Source organism: Curtobacterium sp. ISL-83, assembly GCF_018613895.1.
Lineage (GTDB): Bacteria > Actinomycetota > Actinomycetes > Actinomycetales > Microbacteriaceae > Curtobacterium.
This window is the reverse complement of sequence record NZ_JAGGPH010000007.1, coordinates 250,277-266,252: the sequence shown is the minus strand read 5'-3', so window position 1 is coordinate 266,252 and position 15,976 is coordinate 250,277. Positions and strand designations below refer to the sequence as shown.

At 71.8% G+C, this 15,976-nt stretch carries 16 protein-coding genes; 13 read left to right on the top strand and 3 right to left on the bottom strand.

Features of this window, described 5'->3' with window-relative positions; all coding sequences use genetic code 11:
• Positions 1–24: 24 nt before the first annotated feature.
• The 4 genes from hxlB (at position 25) to J7E22_RS05725 (ending at position 3,209) form a co-directional block, all read left to right on the top strand.
• Entirely contained in the window at positions 25–576 is a 552-nt protein-coding gene (gene hxlB / locus J7E22_RS05740) for a 6-phospho-3-hexuloisomerase (RefSeq protein ID WP_214979769.1), read from the top strand.
• 11 nt (positions 577–587) lie between these two features.
• Entirely contained in the window at positions 588–1,217 is a 630-nt protein-coding gene (hxlA, locus tag J7E22_RS05735) for a 3-hexulose-6-phosphate synthase (RefSeq protein WP_214979767.1), read from the top strand.
• Positions 1,218–1,855: 638 nt separating this feature from the next.
• Positions 1,856–2,407, top strand: coding sequence for an N-acetyltransferase (locus J7E22_RS17870; protein WP_214979765.1), 552 nt, complete (start codon positions 1,856–1,858; stop codon positions 2,405–2,407).
• A 79-nt stretch (positions 2,408–2,486) separates the two neighbouring features.
• The gene (locus J7E22_RS05725) at positions 2,487–3,209 is read left to right on the top strand and encodes an alpha/beta hydrolase (RefSeq protein WP_214979763.1); all 723 of its coding nucleotides are present in this window, start codon (positions 2,487–2,489) and stop codon (positions 3,207–3,209) included.
• A gap of 144 nt (positions 3,210–3,353) precedes the next feature.
• Here J7E22_RS05725 and J7E22_RS05720 read toward each other — a convergent pair whose 3' ends face one another.
• On the bottom strand, positions 3,354–4,709 hold the full coding sequence (locus J7E22_RS05720; RefSeq protein WP_214979761.1) for an APC family permease: 1,356 nt from the start codon (positions 4,707–4,709) through the stop codon (positions 3,354–3,356).
• Between the two features lie 198 nt (positions 4,710–4,907).
• On the opposite strand from J7E22_RS05720, the gene J7E22_RS05715 reads away from it, so the two are divergent.
• The 3 genes from J7E22_RS05715 to J7E22_RS05705 all read left to right on the top strand — a co-directional run bounded on the left by J7E22_RS05715 (position 4,908) and on the right by J7E22_RS05705 (position 9,199).
• Positions 4,908–5,693: an HAD family phosphatase gene (locus J7E22_RS05715; protein ID WP_214979759.1), complete on the top strand. Its 786-nt coding sequence runs from the start codon at positions 4,908–4,910 to the stop codon at positions 5,691–5,693.
• 75 nt (positions 5,694–5,768) lie between these two features.
• On the top strand, positions 5,769–8,279 hold the full coding sequence (locus J7E22_RS05710) for a glycoside hydrolase family 65 protein (RefSeq protein ID WP_214979757.1): 2,511 nt from the start codon (positions 5,769–5,771) through the stop codon (positions 8,277–8,279).
• Between the two features lie 152 nt (positions 8,280–8,431).
• Complete coding sequence (locus tag J7E22_RS05705; RefSeq protein WP_214979755.1) at positions 8,432–9,199, top strand: SDR family NAD(P)-dependent oxidoreductase; 768 nt, start codon at positions 8,432–8,434, stop codon at positions 9,197–9,199.
• A 7-nt stretch (positions 9,200–9,206) separates the two neighbouring features.
• Here J7E22_RS05705 and J7E22_RS05700 read toward each other — a convergent pair whose 3' ends face one another.
• Positions 9,207–9,755 carry a DUF1697 domain-containing protein gene (locus J7E22_RS05700; protein ID WP_214979753.1) on the bottom strand — a complete coding sequence of 183 codons (549 nt, stop codon included), beginning with the start codon at positions 9,753–9,755 and terminating at the stop codon, positions 9,207–9,209.
• A 120-nt stretch (positions 9,756–9,875) separates the two neighbouring features.
• Here J7E22_RS05700 and J7E22_RS05695 point away from each other — a divergent pair, with 120 nt between their 5' ends.
• Positions 9,876–10,337 carry a hypothetical protein gene (locus J7E22_RS05695; RefSeq protein WP_214979751.1) on the top strand — a complete coding sequence of 154 codons (462 nt, stop codon included), beginning with the start codon at positions 9,876–9,878 and terminating at the stop codon, positions 10,335–10,337.
• A gap of 250 nt (positions 10,338–10,587) precedes the next feature.
• Here J7E22_RS05695 and J7E22_RS05690 read toward each other — a convergent pair whose 3' ends face one another.
• Entirely contained in the window at positions 10,588–12,060 is a 1,473-nt protein-coding gene (locus tag J7E22_RS05690) for an NCS2 family permease (RefSeq protein WP_214979749.1), read from the bottom strand.
• 154 nt (positions 12,061–12,214) lie between these two features.
• On the opposite strand from J7E22_RS05690, the gene folE reads away from it, so the two are divergent.
• The 5 genes from folE (at position 12,215) to J7E22_RS05665 (ending at position 15,897) form a co-directional block, all read left to right on the top strand.
• Positions 12,215–12,844 (top strand): GTP cyclohydrolase I, encoded by a 630-nt coding sequence (gene folE / locus J7E22_RS05685; protein ID WP_214979747.1) that lies wholly within the window; start codon positions 12,215–12,217, stop codon positions 12,842–12,844.
• Entirely contained in the window at positions 12,841–13,782 is a 942-nt protein-coding gene (gene folP / locus J7E22_RS05680) for a dihydropteroate synthase (RefSeq protein ID WP_214979745.1), read from the top strand. The genes folE and folP overlap by 4 nt, the downstream gene beginning before the upstream one ends.
• Entirely contained in the window at positions 13,779–14,516 is a 738-nt protein-coding gene (locus tag J7E22_RS05675) for a pyrimidine reductase family protein (protein WP_214979743.1), read from the top strand. The genes folP and J7E22_RS05675 overlap by 4 nt, the downstream gene beginning before the upstream one ends.
• 50 nt (positions 14,517–14,566) lie before the next feature.
• Entirely contained in the window at positions 14,567–15,220 is a 654-nt protein-coding gene (locus tag J7E22_RS05670; RefSeq protein ID WP_214979741.1) for an HAD-IA family hydrolase, read from the top strand.
• A 134-nt stretch (positions 15,221–15,354) separates the two neighbouring features.
• Positions 15,355–15,897: a type 1 glutamine amidotransferase domain-containing protein gene (locus J7E22_RS05665; protein WP_214979739.1), complete on the top strand. Its 543-nt coding sequence runs from the start codon at positions 15,355–15,357 to the stop codon at positions 15,895–15,897.
• Positions 15,898–15,976 lie beyond the last annotated feature (79 nt).

Sequence of the window (15,976 nt, the reverse complement as noted above, 5' to 3'; positions counted from 1 at the left end):
CTGCGTTCGCCGCAGCATGGAGGCATGCCCCTCGCAGCAGCGCTCGACCTGATCGCCGGTGAAGTCCGTGACGTGACCGCCCGGGTGGGTGGGGACACTGACCGGGCGCTGGGCCTGCTCGACGGCACCCGGCGCGTGTTCGTGCACGGCGCCGGACGTTCCGGGCTCGCGCTGCGGATGACCGCGATGCGCCTGATGCACCTCGGTCTCGACGTGCACGTCGTCGGCGAGGTCACGACGCCGGCCATCGGACCGGGGGACGTGCTCCTCGTCGCGAGTGGGTCGGGGCAGACCGCCGGCATCGTGCAGGCAGCACGAACCGCCGCGGACGTCGGAGCCGATGTGCTCGCTGTCTCCACGACCGACGCCTCGCCGCTCGCCGACCTCGCCACGGTGACCCTCGTGGTCCCCGCGGCGACGAAGACCGACCGGTCGGGCACCGCCTCGGCCCAGTACGCCGGCGGTCTCTTCGAACAGGCACTCGTCCTGCTCGGGGACGCACTCTTCCACGTGCTCTGGCAGCGGAGCGGTCGCTCCGCCGACGACCTGTGGCCACGCCACGCCAACCTCGAATGAAAGGCACCACCATGCAGCTCCAGTTCGCCATGGACACCCTGACCACCGAAGCCGCCCTCGAACTCGCCGCCGCGGCCGCTCCGCACGTCGACGTCCTCGAGCTCGGCACGCCGCTCATCAAGAGCGCCGGACTCTCCGCCGTCACCGCGATCAAGGAGGCCCACCCGGACAAGATCGTGTTCGCCGACCTCAAGACGATGGACGCCGGCGAGCTCGAGGCGGACATCGCGTTCGCCGCCGGCGCGGACCTGGTCACCGTCCTCGGCGTCGCCGGTGACAGCACCATCGCGGGTGCGGTCGCCGCGGCGAAGAAGCACGGCAAGGGCATCGTCGTCGACCTGATCGGCGTGCCCGATAAGGCTGCCCGTGCCCGCGAGGTCATCGCGCTCGGCGCCGAGTTCGTCGAGATGCACGCCGGGCTCGACGAGCAGGCGGAGGACGGGTTCACGTTCTCGACGCTCCTCGACGAGGGCAAGGCCTCCGGGGTGTCGTTCTCGGTCGCCGGCGGGGTGACGGCAGCGTCCGTCGCCTCCGTGCAGGCTGCGGGGGCGCGGGTCGCCGTCGCCGGGAGCGCGATCTACAGCGCGTCCGACGTGGGCGCTGCCGCTGCGGAGATCCGCGCGGCGATCACCGCGGCCTGACGCGCGGCGCGGGGCGCGTGCGGCGGGCGGGCGGGGCGCGCGTGGAGGGTGCGAGACGTCCCCGTCCTCGTGAGGCGCGGCCGGGTCCTCGAGACGCCGCGGTTTCTGGCGGCGTCTCGGTCGGGCTGCGGCGTCTCGCGGTGACGGCGTCGTGTCGGGAGGCGCGGGGTGCGGCCGGGCGTGGAGGGTGCGAGATGCCCCCGTCCTCGTGAGGCGCGGCCGGGTCCTCGAGACGCCGCGGTTTCTGGCGGCGTCTCGGTCGGGCTGCGGCGTCTCGCGGTGACGGCGTCGTGTCGGGAGGCGCGGGGTGCGGCCGGGCGTGGAGGGTGCGAGACGCCCCCGTCCTCGTGAGGCGCCGCCGGGTCCTCGAGACGCCGCGGTTTCTGGCGGCGTCTCGGTCGGGCTGAGGCGTCTCGCGGTGACGCCGTCGTGTCGGGAGGCGCGGGGTGTGGCCGGGCGTGAAGGGTGCGAGACGCCCCCATCCTCGTGAGGCGCGGCCGGGTCCACGGGACGCCGCGGTATTTGGGGGCGTCTCGGCCGGGCTGCGGCGTCTCGCGGTGACGCCGTCGTGTCGGGACGACGGCGTCGTGTCGGGACGACGGGCTCCCGGCCGCCCCGCACCCCGCTACCGTCGGCACGTGACGATCGAACTCCGCCGCGTGACCGCCGCCGACTGGCGCACCTGGCGCCCCGTGCGCCTCGCAGCCCTCGCCGAGGCGCCCGACGCGTTCGGGTCGACCCTCGCGGACTGGGTCGACGCCCCCGAGCACCGCTGGCGGACCCGGCTGTCGCTCCCCGGTGGGCTCGACCTGCTCGCGTTCGACGGAGCGCGGTTCGACGGAGCGCGGTTCGACGGGGAGCAGCTCGACGGACCGCAGCCGCGCCCCGTGGGGATGGCCAGCGGCGTCCCCGGCGACGAACCCGGGACGGCGGAGCTCATCTCGATGTGGGTCGACCCCTCGGTCCGGGGCAGGGGAGTCGCGACGACGCTCATCGACGCGATCGCCCGATGGGCCGCCGACTCCGGGGCCACAACGCTCGAACTCTCGGTCATGCCGGACAACGTCGTGGCGCAGCGGGTGTACGAGCGGACCGGCTTCGTCGCGTCCGGACGACCCGGCGACGAACTGCCCGACGGCCGACACGAACTCGTGATGCGCCGAGCCCTCAGAGGCACCCCGCAGCCGTGACCGAGCGGGCAGGATGGGACCACGTCGTGATCGATGCCGCCGCGGCCGACGACGAGCGCCCCCAGGAAGCAGGACGACCGTGAACCGAGCACTCCGCTGGACCGCCTGGGTGGTCGCCGTCGTCGTCCTGATCGCGGTCGTCTTCCTGGTCTGGGCGAACATCGTCATGCAGGGCACGCGGAGCGACGCCCTGCAGGTCTGGCGGGACGACCGCGTCGCCGTGCGGGACACGGGCGACTCGGTCGTGATGACCCCGACGGGCGACGCGGACGGCGTCGGGATCGTTTTCATCCCCGGCGCGAAGGTCGATCCGTACGCCTACATGGCGACGTTCCGGCAGGTCGTCGCCGAGGGCACCACGGTCATCATCACGAAGCCGACGCTGCACCTGGCCTTCTTCGACACGCGCCCGCTCTCGGCGTTCGAGTCCCACGCACCGGCCGTCCGCACCTGGGCGGTCGGCGGGCACTCGCTCGGCGGGGTCCGGGCCTGCCAGCTCGCACCCGACGCGGACGGGCTCCTGCTGCTCGGCAGCTACTGCGCGAACGACCTGAGCCACTCCTACATCAAGGTGCTCAGCGTGTCGGGCTCTCGGGACGGGCTGTCGACACCCGCGAAGGTCGACGCGGCACGGCACCTGCTGCCCTCGACCGCGACGATGACCCAGGTGCAGGGCGCGAACCACGCCGACTTCGGGGCGTACGGCGTGCAGCCGGGCGACATGACGGCGACGATCCCCCGGACTGAGGCCCGCCAGCAGATCAGCGCGGCGATCGAGGCCTGGGCCCGCGACCTGCGGTAGCGCCGGTCGCGGAGCGGCTGCGCCGTCGACGGGAGGCGCGTGGCGGCCTGGTGCCGCGCCTCCCGTCCGACGGCCGTCGGCCTGGAGGCGCGACACGCGCCAGCTCAGCGACTCAGCGACTCAGCGGCTCAGCGGCTCAGCCGATCAGCGGATCACGCCCGCCTCGTGGCCGCGTCCGGCACGGCGACCCGTGAACCGGGCCACGAAGTACAGCACGACGCCCACGACCAGGAGCAGCGCGGCGTACAGCCACACCTGCCCGCTCTGCTGCGTCAGGAGCAGGATGCACGAGGCCACCCCGAGCACGGGGACGAACGTCCAGACCCGGAAGTGGTCGTGGTCGACGTGGTCCTTCCGGAGGACCAGGACGGCGACGTTCGTGCTGATGAAGACGAACAGCAGCAGGAGCACGACCGTCTCGGCGAGCGTGCCGACGTCCCCGATCAGGGTGAGGAGCATCGCGACGACGGTGGTCGCGATGATCGCGGCCCACGGCGTCTTGCGGTTCGGCAGCACCTTGCTGAGGGTGTTCGGCAGGAGGCGCTGCTCGGCCATGCCGTAGGTCACGCGGCTCGCCATGATCATCGTCAGGAGGGCACCGTTGGCGACGGCCACCAGGGCGATGATGCTGAACACCCAGTCCGGGACGGGCACGCCCGACGCGGCGACGACGTCGAGTAGTGGACCGCTCGAGCCGGACAGCTTCGACGCGGGTAGGGCGATCGCGCTCGCCAGGCCGACGAGCACGTAGACGACGCCGGCCGTGGCAAGGGCGCCGAACAGTGCCTTCGGGTACACCTTGCGCGGCTCGCGCACCTCTTCCGCGACGTTCGCGCTCGTCTCGAAGCCGACGAAGGAGTAGTACGCGACGATCGCCGCGCTGAGGGTCGCGAGCGCCGGGTTCGCGCCGGCGGGGAAGGCCCCGACGCGCGAGACGTCCCCGCCGCCACCGCCGAGCATGATCGCCACGACGACGACCACGATGACGAGGCCGGACACCTCGATGATCGTCATCACGACGTTGCTCTTCAGCGAGTCGGAGATGCCCCGCGCGTTCAGGCAGGCGACCAGCGCCAGGAACACGATCGCGGTCGGGATCGGCGGCAGGTCGACGAACGTGCCGAGGTAGTCACCGGCGAACGCCAGGGACAAGCCCGCGGCGCTCGTCACGCCGGCCGCGAGCATGCAGAAGCCGACGAGGAACGAGACGATCGGCACCTTGTACGCACGCTCCGCGAAGACTGCTGCACCACCGGCCTTCGGGTACTTCGTCACGAGTTCGGCGTACGAGCCGGCGGTGAGGAGCGCCAGGACCAGCGCGAGGAGCAACGGTGCCCAGAGCGCACCACCGACGTCCTTCGACAGGGTCCCCATGAGGGCGTAGATGCCCGCGCCGAGGACGTCGCCGAGGATGAACAGGTACAGGAGCGGGCCGGTGATCGCCTGCTTGAGCTTCGAGCCCGTGCCGTCCTGCGGTGGTGCTGCGGTGTCGCTGGTCATGGAGCTGCCTCTCGTCCTGATCAGCGTTCCGGGCGCTTCCTCCACGTCCTCACAGCACCGGCGCGACGCGGGCATTCCCCAACAGGACCGCCCTGTGTGAACACTTTCCACACCTCGGCGGCGCGACGGGGCGGGGGCCCGGGAGCGGACCTAGACTCGCACGAGCACGATCCACCGCCCCTCCTCGGAAGGCAGCCCATGACGACGCCCGACCGGCGCACGCCCGCGCGACTCGCCGACCAGCGCGCCCTCCTGTTCGACCTCGACGGCGTGCTGACGCCGACGGCCGACGTCCACATGCGCGCGTGGAGCCGGCTGTTCACGCCCTACCTCGAGTCGCACGGGGTCGCTCCGTACACCGAGCAGGACTACTTCGCCTACATCGACGGCAAGCCGCGCTACGACGGCGTCCGTTCCCTGCTCGGGTCGCGGGGGATCGACCTGCCGCAGGGCACGCCCGACGACGCCCCGGACCTCGACACCGTGTGCGGGCTCGGGAACCGGAAGAACGCGGAGTTCACGGCCGAACTGACCGAGCACGGCGTCGCGCCGTACCCGGGGTCGCTCCGGTTCCTCACCGCCGCGATCAACGCCGGACTGGCCGTCGCGGTCGTGTCCAGTTCCGCGAACGCCACGCAGGTGCTCCGGACCGCGGGGATCCTCGACCGCTTCCCCGTCGTCGTCGACGGGCTCGTCGCGCGGCAGGACGGCCTCGCGGGGAAGCCCGCGCCGGACACCTACCTCGACGCCGCCGGCCGGTTCGGGCTGACCGCGGCCGAGTGCGTCGTGGTCGAGGATGCCACGAGCGGGGTCGAAGCCGGTCGGAACGGTGCCTTCGGGCTCGTCGTCGGCGTCGACCGCGGCGCGGGGGCGGACGCCCTCCGCGAGCACGGGGCCGACGTGGTCGTCAGCGACCTGGCGGAGCTGCTGGACGAACTGCCCGGCGCTGCACCGGAGCCCGACGCGGCCACCGGCACGCCGTAGGCTCCACGGCCCAGGCGACCCACGCCTCCCGGCCCGCACCAGACACCCCCACCACCTCCCTCCCCCCGGAGCAGCATGAACCCCATCACCTCTGACCCCCTCGACCGCGTGCGGTACCCGATCGACGAGTGGGCGCTCGTCGAGACCGAGTACGCGCCGGACGAGCAGGGCGTCGCGGAGACGAACTTCGCCGTCGGCAACGGGTACCTCGGGCTCCGCGGCAACCTCGACGAGGGGCGGGGCGGCCTGCACTACGGCACCTACGTCAACGGCTTCCACGAGATCTGGCCGATCCGTCACGCCGAGGACGCCTTCGGCTTCGCGAAGACCGGGCAGACGATCATCAACGCGCCCGACGCCAAGGTGATCCGCCTGTACGTCGACGACGAACCCCTGGTCCTGGCCGAGGCGGACATCCTCCGCCACACCAGGCGCCTGGACTTCCGGGGCGGGTACCTGTTCCGTGAGACCGAGTGGTCGACGCCGTCCGGCAAGCGCGTGCTCATCCGTGCGCGCCGACTAGTGTCCTTCACCGACCGACACCTGGCGGTCATCGACTACGAGGTCACCGTGCTCGACGCCGACGCGTCGATCCTGCTCTCGAGCCAGATCCTCAACCGTCAGGACGTCCAGGACGAGTACCACGCTGGCATGCGGGCCGCGGCGAACGCCTTCGACCCGCGCAAGGCGGAGGCGTTCCACGACCGGGTGCTCGAACCGAAGCTGAAGCGCAGCACCGGTGGGCGCTCCCTGCTCGGCTACCAGGCGTCGAGCTCGGGCATGACGATCTGCGTCGGGGTGGAGCACCACCTCGAGACCGAGAACAGCTGGGACGAGTCGTCGTCGATCGAGGACGACCTCGCGAAGCACGTCTTCCGGGTGCAGGCGAAGGCGGGACAGCCGATCCGCCTGACGAAGACCCTGGTGTACCACACGTCCCGCGGGGTGCCGGCGCGCGAGCTCGCCGACCGCTGCGACCGCACGCTGGACCGGGCCCGTGCCGAGACCGTCGACGACGTGTTCGCGCGGCAGCGCGAGTGGCTCGACGACTACTGGGCGCGGAGTGACGTCGAGATCGCCGGGCAGCCCGCGGTCCAGCAGGCCGTCCGGTGGAACCTGTTCATGCTCGCCCAGGCGACGGCCCGCACCGACGGCCACGGCATCGCTGCGAAGGGCGTCACGGGCTCCGGGTACGGCGGTCACTACTTCTGGGACATGGAGATCTACGTCCTGCCGTTCCTGTCGTACACGGCACCGATCGTCGCCCGCAACGCACTGCGGTTCCGCTACAACATGCTCGACGCCGCCCGCGCTCGGGCACGCGAGCTGAACCAGCACGGGGCGCTGTTCCCGTGGCGGACGATCAACGGCGAGGAGTCCAGCGCCTACTACGCCGCAGGCACCGCGCAGTACCACATCGACGCCGACATCGCCCATGCGCTCATGCAGTACGTGCGGGCCTCGGGCGACCGTGAGTTCCTCAAGCGCGGGGCGATCGACATCCTGGTGGAGACCGCGCGGCTGTGGGAAGACCTCGGGTTCTGGAGGTCCAACGGCGACCAGAAGTTCCACATCGACGGGGTCACCGGTCCGGACGAGTACACGACCGTCGTCGACGACAACCTGTACACGAACGTGATGGCACGGGCCAACCTCTGGTTCGCGGTCAACGCGTGCCGTGAGCTCGCCGCTGACGACCCGGAAGAGTACGCGCGCATGGTCCGGCGCACCGGGCTCCAGCCGGACGAGGTCCTCGGGTGGGAGCACGCCGCCGAGTCGATGGAGATCCCGTTCGACCCGCACCGTGGCATCCACCCGCAGGACGCCCAGTTCCTCGACAAGGAGCTCTGGGACCTCGAGAACACGCCGGAGTCCAAGCGCCCCCTGCTGCTGCACTACCACCCGCTGGTGATCTACCGGTTCCAGGTCCTGAAGCAGGCCGACGTCGTGCTGGCGCTCTTCCTGCAGGGCCACGAGTTCACCGCAGCCGAGAAGCGCCGTGACTTCGACTACTACGACGCGCTGACGACGGGCGACTCGACGCTCTCCGCCGTCGTGCAGTCGATCATGGCGGCCGAGGTCGGGTACCACGAACTCGCCGACCAGTACTTCCAGACCGCGCTGTACGTCGACCTGGCGGACCTGCACGGCAACACCTCGGACGGCGTGCACATCGCGTCGACCGGCGGCATCTGGGGTGCGCTCGTCAACGGGTTCGGCGGCATGCGGGACCACGGCGGCCGGATGACCTTCAACCCGCGGCTGCCGATGCACTGGGACCGCCTGACGTACCGGATCACCGTCCACGGATCGCGTGTCCGGGTGGACCTGCAGCAGGACACCCTGACGTTCACGGTGGAGACCGGCGACGGTTTCACCGCCTGGGTGCACAACCAGCAGTTCGACATCACGGCCGCGGAACCCACCGTCGTGCCGCTGCCCCACCACGGACCGCGCATGTCCGGGCACGCCCCGACGACGAGCGACATCCAGGGCACGCTGCGGGCCGACGGATCGGTCATCACGGCGTCGATCCCGACGATCTCCCTGGAGCGCGGGCTGGACGCGGACGAGACGACGGCCTGACGCACGGCGCCCTCGTCCGGGAGGCGCGGGTCGGCCCCGTCACGGCGCCCAGCTCGGCAGGGTGTCCAGGCACCGACGAGCAGCGTGAGTGATCGCACCCGACGGCGCCGACGACGGCTCCGCCCGGGTGCATCCACGGAACAGGAGACACCATGGGCAACCGGTTCGAGGGCAAGGTCGCGATCGTCACGGGGGCGGGTTCCGGCATCGGCGCGGCCACGGCTCGGGCGTTCGTCGCCGAGGGCGCGAACGTGCTGCTGGTCGACAGCGTCGAGGACAAGGTGCGCGAGGTCGCCGACACCCTGCCGACCAACCAGGCGGTGGCGCTGCAGGGCGACGTCGCCGATCCGCAGGCGTGGGAGACCGTGGTCGCGGACGCGGTCGACCGCTGGGGACGGCTCGACGTCCTCGTGAACAACGCGGGGACGTTCACCTCGGGCGACATCACCGAGATCTCCCCCGAGGAATGGCGCCGCGTCGTCGAGACGGACCTGTCGAGCGTGTTCTACGGCACCCGTGCCGCGCTGCCGTCGCTCCGCGAGACGAAGGGGTCGATCGTGAACACCTCGTCGGTCTCCGGGCAGGCCGCCGACTGGCGGATGAGCCCGTACAACGCGGCGAAGGGCGGCGTGACGAACTTCACGAAGGCCGCGGCGCTCGACAACGGGCCGTTCGGCGTCCGCGTGAACGCCGTGGCACCGGGCCTGATCTGGACGGACATGACGGAGTCGCAGGCGGAGGACGACGACCTCAAGGCGAAGTTCAGCGAGCGGATCGCCCTCGGCCGTGGTGGGCGGGCGGACGAGGTCGCCGCAGCGATCCTGTTCCTGGCCAGCGACGCGGCCTCGTTCATCACCGGCGCGATCCTGCCCGTCGATGGCGGCACGACCGCGAGCAACGGCCAGCCGCCCCAGGCCTGACGCTGCGTCAGAGCAGCTTGCGGAGGGTGTTCGCGTTCCGGGTCGTCGTCGTGCGCTTGAACCGCGCGGCGCCGGCCCGTTTCGCGAACGCCGTGTCCGTGCTCGAGCCCTTCGGGCACGACCAGTAGACGACGCCGTCCCCGCGCGCCACCCGTTCGACCGACTCGTCGAGGGCCAGGTCCGCGAGCAGGTCGTCGAACGCCGCGGGATCCGAACCGAAGACGACGTAGTCGTGACGGTCGGGTGCGGAGTCGAAGGGGAAACCGTCGAGGACGGCGGCGAGTGAGCCGTGCGGCACGAGCACGATCCACGCGTCGTAGCCGAACCGGTCGCGGAGTGCCCGCTCGATGCGGGACCGCAGCGCTCCGGCGGCAGGGGCGTCCGGGCCGTCCGGGGTGCCCGGGCCGTCCGCGGTGGAGAACACGACGTTGCCGGAGGCGAGCACGGTCCGCACGTCCTCGAACCCGAGCTCGCGGAACAGTGCGGCGAGCTCGGCGCTCCTGATCGTGATCCCGTTGACGTTGACCCCGCGCAGCAGCGCGACCCACCTGCTCATGTCGGAACGGTACCGCGGGTGACGGACGTGCGGCGTGCCTCCTGTCCGACCGTCATCGGGGGACGACCGAGGCGGCGATCGCCGCGTGCCGTCCCAGCACTGCTCCGGTAGACGGGAACCATGACGGACGAACGACACGACGACCAGGGTCCCGACGCAGCGCACCAGGTGCCGGAGGGGGTGTCCGAGGCGACCGTGGAGGCGCTCGGGACCCTGTCGGCAGCCGTCGAGGTACTCGAGCACGCACGGGGACTGCTCTACGGGTTCCACCGGTTGACCGGGACGGCGGACCTCAACCTCGGCGAGGCCGTCGAGCAGCTGCGGAAGGCCGGCCACACCGAGCTCGCGGAGCGGATCGACACCGAGCTGGTGGGGCGGAACGTGATCGCCGGGCGGTGGACGTTCCAGATCGTCGAGGACTACGACGACAACTACTACGCGCTCGCGAAGGAGCTGGAGCGGACTGCCCGCGAGCAGCTCGTCGGTGGGAAGCGCCACCTGTTCGAGGCCGGCATGAAGGAGGACCGGCGCACCAAGGGCCGGGACCACCACGAGGCGCTCCCGGCGGACCTGCCCAGCTGACTCGCCCCCCGCCGCGGAACGCCCCCGTCCGCGCGAGACGCCCCCGTCCGCGCGAGACGCCCCGGGACTGACGAGACGCCGCCGAATACGGCGGCGTCTCGTGTGCTCGGCGGCGTCTCAACAGAACGCCCCCGTCTCGCGGGCTCTCGGCGCCGAGACGCCCCCGTCTCGCGTGCTCAGCGGCGTCTTAACGGAACGCCCCCGTCTCGCGGGTACTCGGCGCCGAGACGCCCCCGTCTCGCCCCCGGGCTCAGCCGACGCCGAGCGCCGCCTCGAGCGGCCCCCGCGCGAAGTACAGCAGGAAGCCCGCGGCCACCACGTACAGCAGCCACGACACCTCGCGGCCCTTGCCGGACAGCAGCTTGATGAGCGTCCAGCTGATGAAGCCGGCCCCGATGCCGTTCGCGATCGAGTACGTCAGCGGCATCACGACGATCGTCAGGAACGCCGGCAGCGCCGACCCGAAGTCCGTCCACGAGATGTCCGCGACCTGCGCGACCATCAGCGCGCCGACGACCACGAGCCCCGCGGCGGCGACCTCGAGCGGGACGACCTGCGTCAACGGCGTGAGGAACATCGACAGCAGGAACAGCAGCCCGGTGACGACCGACGCCATCCCGGTGCGGGCGCCCTCACCGATGCCCGCGGCGGAGTCGATGAACACGGTGTTCGACGACACCGAGGCGCCACCACCGGCGATGGCCCCGACGCCCTCGACGACGAGCGCGGACTTCAGGCGGGGGAAGGTGCCGTCGGGCTTGGCGACGCCGGCGGCCTTCGCCAGCCCGGTCATCGTGCCCATCGCGTCGAAGAAGTTCGTGAACACGAGCGTGAAGACGAGCATCGACGCGGCCAACGGTCCGATGCGACCGAAGGCTCCGAACAGGTCGGCGTGGCCGACGAGCGACAGGTCGGGCACGGCGAACAGCGCGCTCGGCAGGCCGGGGGCGTTCAGGTTCCAGCCGGTCTTCGAGTCGACGGAGGTCGGCACGTGGAAGATCGCCTGCAGGATGATCGCGATGATCGTCGTCGCGACGATGCCGATGAGCAGCGCGCCCTTCACCTTGCGCGCCATGAGCGTCCCGATGATGACCAGCCCGATCAGGAACACGATCGTGGGGAGCGCCCCGACGGAGCCGTTCTCGCCGAGCTGCAGCGGCGGCGAGGCCAGCCCGGAGGACCGGACGAACCCGGAGTCGACCAGGCCGATGAACGCGATGAACAGCCCGATGCCGACCGTGATCGCGGCCTTGAGCTGAGCAGGCACCGCCGTGAAGATCATCGTCCGCACGCCGGTGAGCGCCAGGATCACGATGATCACACCGTTGATGACGACGAGCCCCATGGCCTCGGCCCAGGTGACCTGGTGCACGACGCTCACGGCCAGGAACGAGTTGATCCCGAGCCCGGCGGCGATCCCGAACGGCAGGTTCGCGATGACCCCCATGGCGATCGTCATCAGCCCCGCGACCAGACCGGTCGCCGCCGCGACCTGCGCGTTCTCGAGCCAGCCGCCGGTGACGTCCTTCGCCGCCTGGTCGGCGCTGAAGCCGCCCAGGATGAGCGGGTTGAGGATGACGATGTACGCCATCGTCACGAACGAGACGAGACCGCCTCGGATCTCGCGGGGGATGGTCGACCCGCGCTGGGTCACCGAGAAGTAGCGGTCGAGGCCGGACGCGAAGCGGTTCCGGGGCGAGGTGTCGGTCTGCTGGGCGCTCACCGAACGAGTTTAGAGGACGCTGGGATCCGGCTGTTTCCCACGGACTTCCCAGGATGGACGGGAGGCTCGGCCCGGTTTCCGGGGTACGTCCCGCCGAGCATCCGCTCGCGTTCCGCGGCAACCGCTGGTGTTGGATGAGCGGGTGACGTCACGCATGGACCGAGGTCGCGTGGAAGCCGCCGTACGCGAGCTCCTGCTGGCCATCGGGGAAGACCCGGACCGCCTCGAACTGCTCCGCACCCCCGGCCGGGTGGCCGACTCCTACGCCGAGTTCTTCAGCGGGATCGGTGTCGACGCGGCCGAGATCGCCCGTGCCGGCACGGTCCCCGCCGGCGACGGCGAGCGGGGTCAGCTCGTGATCGTCCGGGACGTCCGGTTCCGGTCGGTGTGCGAGCACCACCTGTTGCCGTTCACCGGTGTCGCACACCTCGCGTACGCGCCCGGCTCGCGGCTGATCGGCCTCGGCACCCTGTCCCGCGTGCTCGACACGATCGCGTCCCGCCCGCAGCTGCAGGAGCGACTCGGTGAGCAGGTCGTGGCGACGATCGCCGAGGGCCTCGACGCCGCCGGGGTGCTCGTCGTGCTCGACGCGCAGCACCAGTGCGTGACGACCCGTGGGGAGCGCCAGTCCGGGTCGACCACCGTCACCGTCGCCGCGTCGGGGGCCCTCGCCGAGCCGGCCGGTCGTGCCGAGGCCATCGCGCTGATCGGATCGGGAGTGGCAACCACCGTCGGCGGTGCCGTGCCCGTGGGGGCCGCGACCGACCACGGGGCGGACGCATGACGACCGACGGACGGGCCACGGGCCTCCCGGCCGACGACGTGACCGCACCCGGCTGGGTGGTGCCGCACCTGCGCGAGCCCGTGCGCAGGATCGGCCGCCGCACCTTCGACTTCGACCACCGAATCGCCGTCATGGCGATCGTGAACCGCACCCCGGACTCGTTCCACGACAAGGGCGCCACGTTCGCGCTCGACCGGGCCGTCGAGGCAGCGGTGCGAGCAGCGGACCTCGGTGCCGACTGGGTCGACATCGGCGGCGTGAAGTTCGCGCCCGGGCCCGAGCTGTCCGCCGCGGACGAGATCGACCGCGTGGTCCCGGTCGTCCGGCAGCTCGCGGGGGAGTCCGACGTCACGATCAGCGTCGACACCTTCCGGCCGGAGGTCGCGACCGCCGCGATCGCCGCCGGCGCCAGCGTCGTCAACGACACCACCGGGCTCAGCGACCCGAGGATGGCCAGCGTCGTCGCGGACTCGGACGCCACCATCGTCATCACGCACTCGATCGCGCCGCCGCGGCAGCGTCTGCCCGAGCCGCCGCACTACGACGACGTCGCCGCCTCGGTCGTGGGCTTCCTGCGGGAGCGCGTGGACCGGGCGCTCGCCGCGGGCATCCCGGAGTCACGGATCATCATCGACCCCGGGCACGACCTCAACAAGAACACGCTGCACACCCTCGAGCTGACGCGTCGGTTGCCGGAGGTGGTGGCGCTCGGCTACCCCGTCCTGGCCGCCGTGTCGAACAAGGACTTCGTGGGGGAGTCCCTCGGGCGGCCGCGCGGGGAGCGGCTGTCCGGCTCGTTGGCCGTCGCCACGGTGAGCGCGATGCTCGGCGCGAGGATCGTCCGGATGCACGACGTCCTCGAGAGCGTCGACGCGATGCGCATGGTGGAGGCGACCCTCGGCTGGCGGGAACCGGTGGAAGTGCGGCACAACACGTGAGCGTGCTGCCTGCGTCGATCGCCGACCTGTCCGACGACGCGCTGCTCGACCTGTACGTCGACGGGGCGGACGCTCCGTGGCTCCGCGTGAACTTCGTCGCGACGCTCGACGGCTCGGCCACGGCCGGGGAGGTCTCCGGGTCCCTCGGCGGAGCGGACGACCTGCGCGTGTTCGACCTGCTGCGCCGCCTGTCCGACGTGGTGCTCGTGGCCGCGGGGACGGTGCGCGACGAGGGCTACGGTCCGATGTTCCTGCACGACGAGGACGTGGCCTGGCGCCGGGCCCACGGGCGGTCGGACCACCCGGTGTTCGCGATCGTGTCCGGATCCCTAGCGCTCGACCCGGCGTCGCGGGTGTTCACCGAGGCCCCGGTGCGACCCGTCGTGCTGACGTCGGCGTCCGCGGCGGGGTCGGCCCGGGGTTCGGCGCTGGCAGCCGTGGCCGAGGTGGTCGCGTGCGGGACGGACGCGGTCGACGTCTCGCTCGTGCGGGATGCCCTGGTGGCCCGTGGGCTCGGGCGGATCCACTGCGAGGGTGGGCCGTCGTTCCTCGGGGCACTCGTGGCGGCGGACCTCGTCGACGAGTTGGCGCTGACGATCGACCCGTCGCTGGAGGGTGGGGCAGGGCCGCGCATCGCGACGGGCGCGTCGTCGGCGCTCCGGCGGATGCGGCCGGCGCACGTGCTGCTCGGTGCCGACGGCGTGCTGCTGACGCGGTACGTCCGCGCGCGCTGACGCGCCCGGGTCTCGGGCGGCGCCCGCCGGCGCTCCGCTAGGGTCGTGCCGTGATCGACATCGTGGTGTCCGGAGTCCTGTTCGACATGGACGGGACGCTCGTCGACTCGACCGCGGTGGTCGAGGAAGCATGGACGGGCTTCGGCGACCGGCACGGGTTCGACCTGCAGACGATCCTCGCGTTCTCGCACGGACGCCAGACCATCGACACGATCCAGCACTTCCTGCCCGACCTGCGGTTCGACGAGCAGCAGCGCATCGTCGACCAGATGATCGCCGTCGAGGTCGAGAAGGTCGAGGGCATCGTCGAGGTCCCCGGCGCCCGCGCGTTCGTCCGGCGGCTCGAGGCGCTCGGCGTGCCCGTCGCCCTCGTCACCAGTGCTCCGCGTGATCTCGCCGTGAACCGGATGCGGGCCGCCGGGATCCCCGTCCCCGCGGCCGTCGTCCCGTCCGAGGACGCCGAGCAGGGCAAGCCGCACCCCGAGGGGTACCTGCGTGGCGCTGCACTCCTCGGCGTCGCCGCAGAGGAGTGCCTGGCCTTCGAGGACGCACCCGCCGGCGTGCAGGCGGCCGTGGACTCCGGCGCGACCACTGTCGTCGTCGGCGACCTGGAGGCACCCGTGACGGTCGGACTCCCGCGCATCGCCGGGTACGAGGGCTTCACCGTCGAGCCGGAGGGCCCCGGGTTCCGCATCCGCGGCTGACCCACCGTCACCAGCTCCGGAGCGCTCGACCCGAACTCCGGACCCGCTCCGCCCGCGACTCCGCACGCGCTCAGCCGCCGCCGACGACGCTCGGGATTGCGGCCGGAACCCCCGTGCCGCGGAAGGAGCACCCCATGGCAACCCTCGACGGCAAGAACGTCCTCGTCATCGCGACGAACTACGGCGTGGAGCAGGACGAGATCGTCGTCCCGACCGAGCAGCTGCGCGAACGCGGAGCGACGGTGACCGTGGCCGCGACGACCTCCGATGCGATCCAGACCCTCGTCGGTGACAAGGACCCGGGCAAGACGGTCGACGTCGACACCACCATCGACGGTGTCAGTGCGGCTGACTTCGACGCGCTCGTCGTCCCCGGCGGCACCATCAACGCCGACACCCTCCGGCAGCAGTCGGACGCGGTCGCCCTCGTGTCGGCGTTCGTCGAGGCGGGCAAGCCCGTCGCCGCGATCTGCCACGGCCCGTGGACCCTCATCGAGGCCGGCGTCCTGACCGGCAAGACCATCACGTCCTTCGCGTCCCTGCAGACCGACGTCCGGAACGCCGGTGCGCAGTGGGTCGACCAGGAGGTCCAGGTCGACGGCAACCTGATCACCTCGCGCACCCCGGACGACCTGCCCGCCTTCGTCGACGCGATCGAGCAGGCCCTCACCGCCTGATCGCGTGGCGGCGCGCCATCGCGCCGCCACCACAGTCGGACGGGAGGCGCGGTGCCAGCTGGCACCGCGCCTCCCGTCC

Excerpts from the sequence above, each read along its gene's own strand:
- J7E22_RS05720 (WP_214979761.1), bottom strand. The coding sequence starts at position 4,709 with ATGACCAGCGACACCGCAGCACCACCGCAGGACGGCACGGGCTCGAAG.
- hxlA (WP_214979767.1), top strand. The coding sequence starts at position 588 with ATGCAGCTCCAGTTCGCCATGGACACCCTGACCACCGAAGCCGCCCTC.
- J7E22_RS05695 (WP_214979751.1), top strand. The coding sequence starts at position 9,876 with ATGACGGACGAACGACACGACGACCAGGGTCCCGACGCAGCGCACCAG.
- J7E22_RS05665 (WP_214979739.1), top strand. The coding sequence starts at position 15,355 with ATGGCAACCCTCGACGGCAAGAACGTCCTCGTCATCGCGACGAACTAC.
- J7E22_RS05715 (WP_214979759.1), top strand. The coding sequence starts at position 4,908 with ATGACGACGCCCGACCGGCGCACGCCCGCGCGACTCGCCGACCAGCGC.
- folP (WP_214979745.1), top strand. The coding sequence starts at position 12,841 with ATGACGACCGACGGACGGGCCACGGGCCTCCCGGCCGACGACGTGACC.
- J7E22_RS05700 (WP_214979753.1), bottom strand. The coding sequence starts at position 9,755 with ATGAGCAGGTGGGTCGCGCTGCTGCGCGGGGTCAACGTCAACGGGATC.
- J7E22_RS05705 (WP_214979755.1), top strand. The coding sequence starts at position 8,432 with ATGGGCAACCGGTTCGAGGGCAAGGTCGCGATCGTCACGGGGGCGGGT.
- hxlB (WP_214979769.1), top strand. The coding sequence starts at position 25 with ATGCCCCTCGCAGCAGCGCTCGACCTGATCGCCGGTGAAGTCCGTGAC.
- folE (WP_214979747.1), top strand. The coding sequence starts at position 12,215 with ATGGACCGAGGTCGCGTGGAAGCCGCCGTACGCGAGCTCCTGCTGGCC.
- J7E22_RS05710 (WP_214979757.1), top strand. The coding sequence starts at position 5,769 with ATGAACCCCATCACCTCTGACCCCCTCGACCGCGTGCGGTACCCGATC.